Below are 12,738 nucleotides of genomic sequence, written 5' to 3'. Positions count from 1 at the left end.
ATGGGTTCGTCTAAGACATTAGGTTCGACTAAGACATTGGTTTCGACACAAAGCTGCCATTTTCCTATGAATGCGGTTACTTTCCTGAAAAAAGGACATCCTCCTGCATTCTTCTTCCTTGCTGCTGATGGCCGCTGATTAGATGAGGACAGGGATTATTTTCGCCAAACTGCGGGCATTCTAGAGGTAAAATCAACCAAGGAGGCAGGCCAAGATGGAGATAAAAACAGACCAGTATACGATTGCACCGCTGAACGGCCACGAGCAGGCCGTTGACGTCATTCAACAGGCGGAAGACGCCATCGCCGAGCTGACCGGACAGCGGGTAACACTGATTGCGTATGAGCGAAACGAGGAAGCAGAAGCGAACAAGCCAGGCTGACCGGGCTGGCATTGCTGATGGCTGCTGATGACTGAATGATTGTTCCCGATGGGGCTGTTCCATAAGTCATAACGACTTAGGGACGGCCCTTGTTATATTTATAAAACAATAGGAAAACCACTTATTAGAATATAGTGGCATGACCATGTATTCACTTTAACGAATCTCACAATCGCTATTAGCCTCTAAAAGGCCGATTTCGATCCTGTAACGAATCTAAGCCACGTTAATGTCCAAATAATTCAAGAAATTACACGATATTCGCCAAATAAGACTTTAGAGATTCGTTACAGTTGTGCAGGCTTGGAGTTTGCAGGTTTAACGTGAGTGACATTCGTTAGCCATTCTCATGCTCTCTTCTTTATTGTATAGTAGAATAAGCTCGTTCCATAATGTACCATATATGTGCATAAGCTCTAGAAGATGTCATTTAACTCAATTGAGACAGATTCATCGTAATGGTCTCCAAGTCAATGAACCCACAGGGGTGTGGAGTGGAAAGTGTTCGCAGGCAATTGAGTAGTCTAATGGAAGAGGGCTAAAGTACGTGACCTTTGAGCTTTGGATTTCTTTCGTTATCGCTTCCCTGCTTATTATTGCGACACCTGGACCGGTCGTCACCTTATTAGTCACCACCAGTATCAGCCGGGGCAAAAACGCCGCATTCTCCATGATTCCCGGTACATTTCTGGGTGACTTAACATCCATGCTGTTGTCGTTGGCAGGTGTGGGCGCGCTGCTGCTTGCCTCTCCTTCTCTCTTTAACATTCTCAAATGGCTTGGAGCAGCGTATCTTGTTTACCTCGGCATACGACTCTGGATTGAAGCAGCCGCTAACACCAGGGCCAAGGATAAGCCGGCAGTTGAGAAAAGCAAATCGGCACTAAAAGCCTTTTGGGTGACGATCCTGAATCCAAAGAGCTTCCTGTTCTATGTAGCGTTCATGCCGCAGTTTGTAAGTAAAGATGAAGCATTCCTGCCTCAGATCCTGCTGCTCGGAGCGACCTTTCTCGCCCTCGGAATTATGAATGACATTACCTATACGGTATTAGCTGATAAAGTTGTCCGATTCCTGAATAACCAGGCGCAGAAGTGGGTTCATCGGATCGGGGCGCTGAATTTAATGGCTACCGGCGTTATTATTATTATGCTGAAGAGCTGAAGAATGAGTAGACGCTAGCAACCTTTCACTTCTTAATCTAGAGGGATGAGTAAATGAAGAAAATGATACAGTGGCTGTACAGCGAGTATTTGCTGATACCCAGGGCGCTTCGCTTACTTATTTTGTGGGGATGGATCGGCCTCTTTATATTCTGCGGCTTCAGATTCGGCTGGTTTTACGTTTAGGGATGCCTTCGTCATTACAAACGACACTAGGCATCCCTATTCCTCAACCAGCCTTCAACCTCATGCCTCAGAAATCTCCTGATACTTGGCAATCTCAAGGATCATGCCGCTCATCCGTTCCAGCTCCGGCACGATGATCCGCTTGATCTGCTCTTCTCTTAAGCCATCTGCAGTTACCTTGCCAACGGCAACAGCCAGCACCTTGTGCTCGAAGGCTTCCTTAATCTCCTCCAAGGAGCCTGCGGTCCGGACATAATCGAACAGATAGCCGATCTGCGCGCGTGTTGTGAAGCAGACCGCATCGACCGCGCCCTCCCTCAACTCCTCGACGAGCTGCTTGAGCGTTTCCTCAGCGGGCGGCTCATAGTAGTAAGGAAGCGAGACCTGCAGATCACTGACGTTCTGGCTCTTCATGACATCAATCAGCTCGGAATGCGGCTGGCCATGCAGCTGAATCCACACCCTCTTCCCCGTCATGTCGTGATGCTCCAGCTTGTTGGCTACGCTCCGTATCGACCCGTCATCCGCAATAACGGACGGGGCTATGCCTGCGTTCTTCAGATTAAATATCGTCCGGTATCCGCGTCCGGCAACCTTGGCCTTCTTCAGCGTCTCCACGAATTCCGGCAGCATGTCAAGACGTTCTGCACTATTATAGAGCGCATTAAAGCCGATTCCTGTCGTGAAGATTGCCCAGTCCGTGCCCTCCCGGATCAGATTCCGGACGTCCTCGTCTACCTTCTGGTCATCGGTGAAGCTGAGTCCCTGCATAGATCGGACGACCGGCACGCCGCCGTACTTCACGATGATGTCCGACATTTTGTCAATATTCTGCGAGCCGGCGATGACTATACGCTTTCCTTCCAGATGACTCATCGGCTTATCCCTCCCTCTTTCCATCTGCTTTCTCCGGGACTCCTATGCTCACTTGCCCATCCTCCACTTTAACGGGATAGGAGCGGACCTGGCCGCTGTCAGGGGCGAGCACCTGGCCGTCTGCCAGATTTATTTTCCAGTCACAGATAGGGTCAAATAATACCTCTCCCGATACAATCCCTTCGACAATTGTCCCTCCCTTGGGACCAGGGCTTCTGTTCTCCAGGGCGTAGAGCTTCCCGTCAGTCGTATGGAAAACAGCAATTTCCTGTCCCTCCATCCGGACGACCCTGCCCATCCGCTGGGGGAACTGGTCCACCGGGCCGACTGAACGATAATCATACGAATTAGCCATATCCAACCTCCCTACTGGCGCCCGGACGGCGCCTGTATTTCATCAAACAGCTGCTCCTTCAGCTTCTGATTATCCAGAATATCCCGCCATGGCTCCTTCACCTGCTGCAATGCAGCATTTATTCGCTCTACAAGCTCCCTGCGGCTGTCGGCATCTTCAACAACGGTCTGAATGACCTTGGTCAGTCCGATCCGCTCAATCCAATCGGAGGTTCTCTCCAGATAATTGGCCGTCTCCCGGTAATACTGTATGAAGGCCGCGACGATCTCCATTACTTCCTCATCCGTCCTCACCTTGCACATCAGTTCAGCCAGACGGGCCTTGATGCCTCCATTGCCGCCGACATAGATCTCCCAGGCGCCCTCATTACCAACGATGCCGAGGTCCTTCGTAGCCGATTCGGCGCAGTTGCGCGGACAGCCGTTCACGGCCATCTTGAATTTAGCGGGCATATCAAGGCGCTCGAATCTCTTCTCCAATTGTATGCCCATATCAATCGAATCCTTCGTCCCGAAGCGGCAAAATTGCGATCCGACGCAGGTCTTCACGGTTCGCAGCGCTTTGGCGTAGGCATAGCCCGAAGGCATACCGAGCTCCTCCCAGATCTTAGGCACGTCTTCTCGTTGGATGCCGAGCAGGTCCAGCCGCTGACCGCCTGTCACCTTGACAAGCTTAACGTTATACTTCACGGCCACATCCGCAATCAGGCGCAGATCCTCCGGTGTTGTCAAGCCGCCGTACATCCGGGGTACGACACCGAACGTCCCGTCCTTCTGGATATTCGCATGCATCCGTTCATTAACGAACCTGGAGTCGCGCTCATCGACATGCTCGGCAGGCCATATCATGCCCAGATAGTAGTTCAAGGCAGGACGGCATTTGGAGCAGCCTTCTTCATTTTCCCAGCCAAGTGCATATCTGACCTCCTGTGAGGTGATCAGACCTTTTTCCTTAATATTCCGCACTACTTCATCTTTACTGAGCGTCGTGCAGCTGCAGATGCCTTCCTGCTTGGCCGCAGCTGAATCGTATTTATCGCCCAGCACATGCTTCAGAATCTGTTCCACAACAGGACGGCAGCCGCCGCATGAACGCGAAGCCCCTGTAGACAGCTTGATTTCCTCAACCGTCGTGAAGCCCCGCTCCTGAATCACGTCCACGATGCGCTTCTTGGTCACCCCATTGCAGCCGCACACAATCTCCTCATCCGCGATATCCGCGACCGAATTGCCCCCTGCGGCTTCGACCGCTCCCATTAACGTATCGTGAATCGCATCGGTCATAACGGTCCCGGTACGAATCCACTGCTGAAGCCTTGCCGCGGATTTGCCGTCACCCACAAGCACACCGCCGATAATTCTGCCGCCGCGCAGCAGTATCTTCTTATAGATCCGCCGCCACTCATCATGCATCCGGACAACCGTAAGGCCAGGCGCATCCGTGAATTCCCCGGCTGAGAACACATCCACGCCGGAAATCTTCAACTGGGTAGACATAACCGTTCCGGCGTAAGGCTCCGTTTCCACCCCGCACAGATGTCTGGCAAGCACGGCCCCCTGCTCGAACAGCGGCGCGACAAGCCCATAGCTTATGCCTCGATGCTCATTGCATTCTCCTACTGCATACACATCCGGGGCAGATGTCCGCATGTAGTCATCGACGACAATTCCCCTGTTCACTTCAAGACCCGCCGCAAGCGCCAATTCTGTATTAGGTCGAATGCCCGCTGCCATCACGACGAACTCAGCTTCCAGTTCCGAGCCGTCGCTGAACTGCAGGCCTGCCACCCTGTCGCCATCGCCCAGGTAGGCCACCGTCTTTTTGCCCGTTGCGAACTTAATGCCCTGCGTTTCCAGCTCCGCCTGCAGCATCGACGAAGCTGTATGATCCAGCTGGCGTTCCATAATATCGTCGAACAGGTGCACAACCGTAACATCCATTCCCAGCTTCAGCAGACCCTTCGCAGCCTCCAGTCCGAGCAGCCCGCCGCCAATAACCGCCGCTTTCTTATATTGGTCTGCCGCCTGCAGCATCGTCTCGCAATCCTTAATATCCCGAAAACCAACAATTCCCTGTTTGTCCGCACCCGGAATATCCAGCATGAAGGGAGTGGAGCCGGTAGCCAGCACAAGCTTGTCGTAAGCGATAAGGGTGCCGTTGTCCGTTGTGATCCTTTTCATCGTCGTATCAATATCCGTTACCTTCGTTCCCGTGTACAGCTCGATTCCGTTCTCACGGTACCAGTCCCAGTCATTCAGAATGATGTCTTCAATCGCCTTACTCTTCTCCAGCACATAGGACAGCTGAATCCGGTTATAGTTCGGGTAAGGCTCCGCCCCCACAATCGTGATTTGGTACCGGTCAGGCGCCTGCTCCAGGATGTTCTCCACTGTCTTGACACCTGCCATGCCATTGCCGATGACGACCAGATGCTCCCGTGCCATATTCAATTTCATTCCTACCTCCTAGAAAAGCCCATTGTAATGAAAAGACTGTCATACACCTTATACCCATTACCCGGAAAGTATAGCTTAACTTTTCCAAAATTAACAACCCGGGAATTACAACGGGATACCAGTGCATCCAGTCTTACTTCCCGGGATAAAGGGCCTTCTGCAGTCCGCCTCGGTGAAAGCTGCCTATTTTATTTTACATGATAATAGGCTTCATTGATCAGCTTGTGACCGTATACAATAATGAGTACACTCGTATTAGAAACCTTTAGAAGAGGAGATGGTCAGATGCCGGAGAAGGGTCGCGTGGATTGGGACTACGAGGGTAAACCTGACTTTTCATCTGGCACGGGGGCCTATGGCACAGAGAAGGCTTTGGCGCTTGCTTCCGCATTGGTAGTCCCCGGCTTCGTCCTTTACCTGATCGTAACGCAGGCGGTTGATTGGACGATGGTTCAGAAGATAATCGCACTTGTGCTGGCTGTTGACATAAGCGGAGGACTGGTATCTAATGCACTAAATTCCTGCAAGAGATTTTACCACACACCTCCCAAACCATCGGAAGGGAAGCTCGGCTCGCTGCTGAAAAACCCACTTATCTTTACACTATTTCATATTCACCCCATCGCGGCAGGGCTGGTATTTGCAGACACGGATTGGTTCTTTGGACTAGCGTGGTACGGTTTACTGCTGGCCTCTGCGCTTGCCGTCTTGATGACTCCACTGTATTTGCAAAGACCGGTAGCGATGCTCCTTATTATGAGCGCAGTTATGATCAATTTCTACGGAATACAAGCGGCCAATGGTTTAGAGTGGCTGATGCCCCTGCTGTTCATCAAGATTGTCTACGGGCATCTGGTTCGTGAAGAGCCTTACCGCAGATCATAATAACGGTCCCAAACGCACAGGCGTAGTTTCCTCAGCATCTCCAGAACATCATTCCGTATGCCCCTGGTATTCGGGACCGGAGAATCCTTCTGAACACACAAAAGACTGCGAATCTCGGTTCGCAGTCTTGTTAATTAAAGCCCTAACCACCTGATGGCGATCAGATTACTTCTGACGCTTGTTCTCTTTGTACAGGAAGTTCACCGTGCGCTTAACCGCATGCGCCAGAGGCTCTCCAGCGTACACATGCTCGCCGCCCTTGATGACAACAAGCTTCGAATCCTTGCCGTAAACTTTGTCATACTTCTCGGAGTAGCTCATAGGCACTACTACGTCTTGATCGCCATGTACAACCAGTACAGGACCTTCATATTGTGCCGAAATGCCGTAGATGTCCAGGCCGATGGCATCCTCGAACCACTGCTTGCCGAAGGTAAATGCTCCGCCAAAGATCGGAATTTCGTTCGGAATGTTGTTCAGGTCTACTGTCGTGCCAAGCAGGCTGCCGCTCTCTGCGTGGTCAACCAGTACAGCTGCAGCGGACCACAGTGCTACACTGTGAATCTCGCCCGCTCTCTCTCCAGCTGCCAGGCTCGTTGCTGCTCCGCCCATGCTGTAGCCAACCAGGTTAATTCTATCGGTATCGGTATATTTCTGTGCTTTAACGAAGTCAATAATTGCACTGAGGTCTTCTTTTTCCGTCTTGATCGTGTTGTTAATCAGCGTTCCGTCACTGTCTCCGTAGCCGTTAAAATCAAAGCGGACCGTTACGAAGCCTTTCTTCTGCAGAGCATCCGTAAGAGTTGTGAACATTCCCTGCTGATTGCGGTCACCCAGTACGCCGTGCGACAGAATCACAACGGGATACTTCTTGCCCTCTTGATAGGAATTAGGCATCCGCACTGAGCCGCGCAGCGTAACGCCATTGGAGCCTGGGTATTCGAATGCAATGTCACCTTCAACCAGCAGCGAACTCACTGCTTTCTCAGCGATCGCATCATAAGCACTTTCTTGTGCATACGCCACTGTGTTCGGGTTCTGACTTGCCACATTGCCAATTCCTGTGAAAGCGAGCGCTGCAGCCATGGTAACCAATAACTTCTTAGACATGGTTCTTTCCTCCTAGGTATATATGTCTATGTAATCCTGATTTCGCAGGATTCATTCCCACCGTTTGAGTGGGTCTCCTGTTATTGTAGCAAAAAAAACACCCAATATAAGGTCTATTCTTAGCTAAAATCGAGTCATTTCTTGACCATTTGACATTTTTCTTACAAACCCCTTGTCAAATTTAGTCGTTTCGACTTACGATATTGATCGGGCGTTACTAGGTATACAGACTTAAACACACGATTAAAGGACTTCACATTCGGGAAGCCGTTATCGTCAGCAATCTGAGTAACCGGATGGTCTGTCGTAACCAGGTCACGAAGCCCGCTCTCAAGCCGGATCGCATGGATGTACTGAAGAATCGTCATCCCGATCTGTTTGCGGAAAAAGCGGCACAGATACTCAACAGAAAACCCGAACCGGGAGGCGATGAGACGAATAGACAGCTGATGCTTGTAGTTTTCCTTAATGAAATCGGTGATCTCGGTTAGCAGACTCAAATGCTTGTGGGATTTAATCGCTCCTGCATGATTCTTCTCCACTGCAAAATCTCTCAGCAGCAAGTAGATCAGTTCATAAGATAAGGCCTTCATTCGGATAGGGGCCAGCGGGTCCGTCTCGCTGTTCCGGTACACCTCTATGATGGAATCCAGGGTATCACGAAGCCTGGCGTACCTGGCCTGCTGCTGCTCGTCATTCTCCACACTGGAGATGCACTGGAACCGGATACGGTCAATATCAGGGCAATTGTCCTTCAGGAAGCCTGGGGAGATGATGATCGTCAGAGCCGAGCTGCCTTCGGTTTGCTCAACAGAAAAGGAGTGCACCTCGTTCGAATTGATCACCACAATATCGCCCGGCCCCGATGTGTAGTCGGTTCCCTCGATATAGATGGTATCTATTTGACCCGCAACAACATAAGAAATTTCAACACTATCATGCCAGTGTCTCGGGAAGTATCTTATCGTATCATCCACAGGATGAAGAATAACCTTTACCGGAAGATCATCGTCAAATTTTACAAGCTCATACTCCATTATCGTTGTCACACTCTTTCTCTATATATCTGTCTTACGGGCTCGAAGCCCGGTTCATTGCACACCTATAAAAATATCGGATGCTGCTTTAATAATCTGCATACTGTGAAAACGGAATCATAAAAAAACCAAGAATAAAATTGCTTCACGACCTAAAAAACCATATTAATTTACCGAAATAAGTATTTAGACCTACACATTTTACATAAGTTGGATAGGACCAAGGAGGATTAGAGAAGAAATGAGTACAAAGAAACAGGTCAAAACACGTGTTAAAGAAAAGCTGACAGCCAAAGAGAGGGTACGGAAATTCTGGCGGGCATGCAAGCATTCCTTCCGGCAAATCCGTACGTTGCTGATTGCGGCCTTTCTCATCGTTCTTCTGGTTCCGAGCCTGCTGATCAGTTATTTTGCCTATGACAGCGCCAGGACAGAAGTGAAAAACAAGATAACGAACGGCGTTCTCTCCAACGTAGCGCTTGTTCGCAGTACCCTAAATATGCACATGAACAATGCCATGAACAACTTAAACGTGCTTGCTGCCGACTTAAGCTCGGAAGAAGCCAGCAGCAGCGAGCTGCAGCAGCGTTTGGACCAATATGCGGCCTTGCATCCTGAGCTCAGTGAAATCATATTGGCCGGCGATGACGGCAGCTATCTCGTCTCCCCGCAGATCGAGGCGCCCGATTTCAAGCCTCTTGAGGCCGGCTGGTATACGAGTGCACTTGCTGCTCCGGGCAAAATTGCGCTGGCAGAGACAAGTGCCCCGTCACTGGCTGGTCCGCTGGTGATCAACATCTCCAGAACGCTTGATAATGGGGCTGGCGTCCTTAACTTCAGCTTGAACCTGGACAAGCTGGCAGAGGTCGTGAAATATGCCAAAATCGGCGACGCTGGCGCCTTATTCGTAACCGATGCACAGAACAAGGTGGTAACGGGAGCGGGTCCGGTATTTGAAATGGGAATTCTGCCAGTTGGCGCACCTTACGAAGCTTCTGGTGAAGCAGATGCTTCCTTCGTTGCACCCGAAGAGAAGTACAGTGATATTTCGAAAATGTCTCTGGTTGCTATCGGTTTGGTAATGGATGGATACAGTACGACGGAAACGACAACGGGCTGGAAGATTTTCGCCTCCCTGTCTATTGGGGATTACACAACCGCCGCGAAGCCGATCATGCATACCACCTTGTGGGTCATTGCGGTGTCCACCGTACTGGTTGGCATTCTTGTGGTCTTCGTCATTCTGATCATCTCGCGTCCATTGCGCAAGCTGCAGCAGGGAATGACAGACATTCGGAACGGCAACCTGTCCAGAAGAGTGGAGCTGAAGGGAAAGAACGAGTTCGCTGTACTTGCAGACGGCTTCAACGATATGACCGACTCGCTGCGGACGATGGTAACGGAACTGAACGAGGCTTCTGCCAAACTGGCCCTCTCCTCCGACACGATCAAGGAGAGCACTGAGCAGACGGCCGAGTCCCTGCAGCATGTATCCGAGATTGTTCAGGAAACAGCGGAAACCGCGAATGCAGGAGCTGAAGCTTCCAGCCAGGCATCCGATGTTGTCGAGGAAATGGCCAAAGGCGTGATGTCGATTGCGGAATCGGCCAACACCATTGTGAACTCTGCGGAACAGACTGAACAGCATGTTGAGAAGGGCAGCCAGACGATTCAGAGCGTCAGCAATCAGATGAACCGTATTCTCGACGCCGTGTCCGAATCGACCGAGATTGTTGAACAGCTGGCCCAGCTGTCCGGAGAGGCACGGAAGATGAATGAAGCCATTGCCGACATTGCCAACCAGACGAATTTGCTGGCACTGAACGCAGCGATTGAAGCTTCACGCGCAGGTGAACAGGGCCGCGGCTTCGCCGTTGTAGCCGGTGAAGTCCGCAAGCTGTCGGAGCAGTCCAAGCAGACAGCCGACAGCATCGGAGCAACGATTGAGAAGATGAATGCCCTGATTGTGCGCTCCAACGAGATGATGAGCGGCAATGTGAAGAGCCAGGTGAACGAAGGCCTGCGCATCAGCGGTGAAGCGGCTTCGGTCTTCTCCAGCATCAAGCAGTCCGCGGATTCGATCAACGAGCAGATCCAGGACATCTCCGCTGTAGCGGAGCAGATTACGGCAGGAACGGAGGAGGCTTCCGCATCCGTACAGGAGCTGTCCCGCATCTCCGACCAGTCCGCCAGCGGCGCACAGTCAACATCAGCTTCGGTCGAGGAGCAGCTTGCCTCCATCCAGGAGATCGCCCACGCTTCGCAAGAGCTGTCCCAGATGGCCGGGAAGCTGCAGGAGCTGGTCAAGCGGTTTAAGCTGAGCGAGTAATACAGGCAGCATATAGGCATATTGTGTTAGGTAGTTGGAAAAGCCAGCAGCCCCGTTCATTAGTTGAACGGGGCTGCTTACTGTTATTTTGGGCAAGACGCATACATTAGAAGATCGTCGCGATGAATTTCGCCTTTCTTACTTTACAGAATCATACCAAGCATTGACTTCCTCAGTAATCTTGTCGCCGCCAGACTTCTTCCAGTTGTCCACCATGCGGTCAAACTCGTCAATGGACGCCTGGCTGTAGATAATCTTGTTGTATGCCTCGTTGATCAGCTTGCTCAGCAGCTCATTCTTGCTCTGCATCGTTTCGGTTAGCGGACCCATGAAGTAATTCTTCATATAAATATCCGACTGGTCCATGATGACCTTCATCGCATCAATGTTCTGCTGCTTCCGGGCGCCGACTTCCATCTTCTCATATGGCGACTCCAGCTCGCCGCCCTCGGCCGCCTTCACCATGCTCTCTGCATACAGCGTAGGAATCCGTGCGCCTTCAAAAGTCAGCGTATAGAACAGCGGGTTCGGCAGCGGATTGTTCAGATCCACGCCCGGGAACAGATCCGGGTGCTTCTTCGCATCCTCATTGTTCCGGATAACCGTTCCATCCGGTGCCACCGCGTAATCGTAGCCTTCGGCAAAGCCCAGAGCAAACTCACTGTCCGCAGCCGGATTCGCAAAATTGTCGAAGAAGAAGTTGTAGTAGTGCAGCACCGCTTCCGGATTTTTCGCGTTCTTGTTGATGAACAGGTAGCCGTTCACCGGCGGATTGTTGCCGCCTGCACCCGCTTTGCCGCCCGGTCCTGCCGGCAGCGGATAAGCCTTGTATTCCCCGCTCGGCACATTCGTCTCAAAATCCGGGAGCGGCCATGCCGGAATCCAGTTCGGTCCAACCATCATGCCTGCCTGCCCCTTCGTGAAGAACTCGGAGCCGCCCACTTCATCCTTCAATGCCGCATCCTGGGAAATATAGCCCTTCTCCATCCAGGATTTCAGCGTAGCGAGCGCTTCCTTGGCTGCCGGATCAACGGAGCCCATCGTCAGCTTGCCGTTCTCATCCGGATTCCAGCTGCCCGGAATAACACCATGAGCACCGAATACAAAGCCGATGTCGGTCATCCAGTTGCTGAAGCCGTTCTTGAAGCCTGCAGCCAGACCAAGCGTATCCTTCTGGCCGTTGCCGTCCGGGTCCTGGTTAACGAAGGCATCCATGACCTGCTCCATCTCCTCCAGCGTCGTCGGCGCCTTAAGGTTCAGCTTCTTCAGCCAGTCCTCCCGGATGAACAGCGTCTGATTGGAGTTGTAGGCATAGTCCAGAATGGGAAGCGCCATCTTCTTGCCGTCGCGTGTTACCGGGTACCAAATCGTCGGATCAAGCTCCAGCCCCTTTTTGTATTCCTCGCCGGCATACTGCTCAACCAGCTCGTCGACCGCCATGAACTGGCCGGAATCAATCAGCATGTTGACGGTCTCCATGTCCCCGCGGTAGCGGACCACATCCGGCAGCTTCTCACCAGAGGAGAGCATTAGTCTAAGCTTGGTCTTATAAGCATCATTCGTGTTGGTGACCACCCAGTTGTATTTCAGCTCAATACCGAGTCTGTCCTTGATCAGCTGTGTATGCACATTATTTTCCATCGTCTCGCCCTGCTTGAAGATTGCCGCGTTGGAGTCAATGCCCTGCACCGTTGTCACAGTAATAGGCGGATCATACTTCCCGTTTACGAAACCTGTCTGACCGCCCTCATTTTCATTTTGGGACGCGTTGTTTGCAGGCGCTGTATTCGTCCCGCCGTTATTATTGCTGTTGCCGCAAGCGGCCAAGCTGAACGAAAGCGCGCCAACCAGCAAAACGGACATCCATTTTTTCATGAGTGTTACCCCCAAAAGATGTTTTTTGAATACGTTTACAATATAACCTGACTGCTGCTGAGTTTGGAATGCCACATTATTTGCAT

The 12,738-nt window shown here is 51.5% G+C and carries 10 protein-coding genes; 4 read left to right on the top strand and 6 right to left on the bottom strand.

Annotation, left to right across the window (positions count from 1 at the left end; translation table 11 throughout):
* The first annotated feature begins 214 nt into the window (after positions 1-214).
* Entirely contained in the window at positions 215-382 is a 168-nt protein-coding gene (locus DNH61_RS26560) for a hypothetical protein (protein ID WP_181438869.1), read from the top strand.
* Positions 383-929: 547 nt separating this feature from the next.
* Positions 930-1,544 carry a LysE family translocator gene (locus tag DNH61_RS24980; protein ID WP_111149683.1) on the top strand — a complete coding sequence of 205 codons (615 nt, stop codon included), beginning with the start codon at positions 930-932 and terminating at the stop codon, positions 1,542-1,544.
* Positions 1,545-1,789: 245 nt separating this feature from the next.
* On the opposite strand, the gene DNH61_RS24975 is transcribed toward DNH61_RS24980, so the two are convergent.
* Genes DNH61_RS24975 through nirB form a run of 3 tightly spaced genes read right to left on the bottom strand, consistent with a single transcriptional unit; the run spans position 1,790 to position 5,404 of the window.
* A complete protein-coding gene (locus DNH61_RS24975) occupies positions 1,790-2,605 on the bottom strand; it encodes a uroporphyrinogen-III synthase (RefSeq protein WP_181438868.1) in 816 nt (271 codons plus the stop codon).
* Positions 2,606-2,609: 4 nt separating this feature from the next.
* A complete protein-coding gene (nirD, locus tag DNH61_RS24970) occupies positions 2,610-2,960 on the bottom strand; it encodes a nitrite reductase small subunit NirD (protein WP_111149681.1) in 351 nt (116 codons plus the stop codon).
* Between the two features lie 11 nt (positions 2,961-2,971).
* Entirely contained in the window at positions 2,972-5,404 is a 2,433-nt protein-coding gene (nirB, locus tag DNH61_RS24965; RefSeq protein WP_111149759.1) for a nitrite reductase large subunit NirB, read from the bottom strand.
* A gap of 297 nt (positions 5,405-5,701) precedes the next feature.
* Here nirB and DNH61_RS24960 point away from each other — a divergent pair, with 297 nt between their 5' ends.
* On the top strand, positions 5,702-6,301 hold the full coding sequence (locus tag DNH61_RS24960) for a hypothetical protein (RefSeq protein ID WP_111149680.1): 600 nt from the start codon (positions 5,702-5,704) through the stop codon (positions 6,299-6,301).
* A 165-nt stretch (positions 6,302-6,466) separates the two neighbouring features.
* On the opposite strand, the gene DNH61_RS24955 is transcribed toward DNH61_RS24960, so the two are convergent.
* Positions 6,467-7,411, bottom strand: a complete 945-nt coding sequence (locus DNH61_RS24955) for an alpha/beta hydrolase family protein (protein WP_111149679.1) — start codon at positions 7,409-7,411, stop codon at positions 6,467-6,469.
* 161 nt (positions 7,412-7,572) lie between these two features.
* Positions 7,573-8,460 carry an AraC family transcriptional regulator gene (locus DNH61_RS24950; protein ID WP_245948321.1) on the bottom strand — a complete coding sequence of 296 codons (888 nt, stop codon included), beginning with the start codon at positions 8,458-8,460 and terminating at the stop codon, positions 7,573-7,575.
* Positions 8,461-8,689: 229 nt separating this feature from the next.
* Here DNH61_RS24950 and DNH61_RS24945 point away from each other — a divergent pair, with 229 nt between their 5' ends.
* Positions 8,690-10,777 carry a methyl-accepting chemotaxis protein gene (locus DNH61_RS24945; protein ID WP_111149677.1) on the top strand — a complete coding sequence of 696 codons (2,088 nt, stop codon included), beginning with the start codon at positions 8,690-8,692 and terminating at the stop codon, positions 10,775-10,777.
* A 138-nt stretch (positions 10,778-10,915) separates the two neighbouring features.
* Here the strand turns inward: DNH61_RS24945 and DNH61_RS24940 are convergent, their stop codons facing one another.
* Positions 10,916-12,652: an extracellular solute-binding protein gene (locus tag DNH61_RS24940; RefSeq protein WP_111149676.1), complete on the bottom strand. Its 1,737-nt coding sequence runs from the start codon at positions 12,650-12,652 to the stop codon at positions 10,916-10,918.
* Positions 12,653-12,738: the final 86 nt, after the last annotated feature.

The organism is Paenibacillus sambharensis, from assembly GCF_003233845.1.
In the GTDB taxonomy this organism is placed as follows: domain Bacteria; phylum Bacillota; class Bacilli; order Paenibacillales; family Paenibacillaceae; genus Paenibacillus_I; species Paenibacillus_I sambharensis.
The sequence above is the reverse complement of the archived record's forward strand: the minus strand, read 5'-3'. Positions and strand labels throughout refer to the sequence as shown.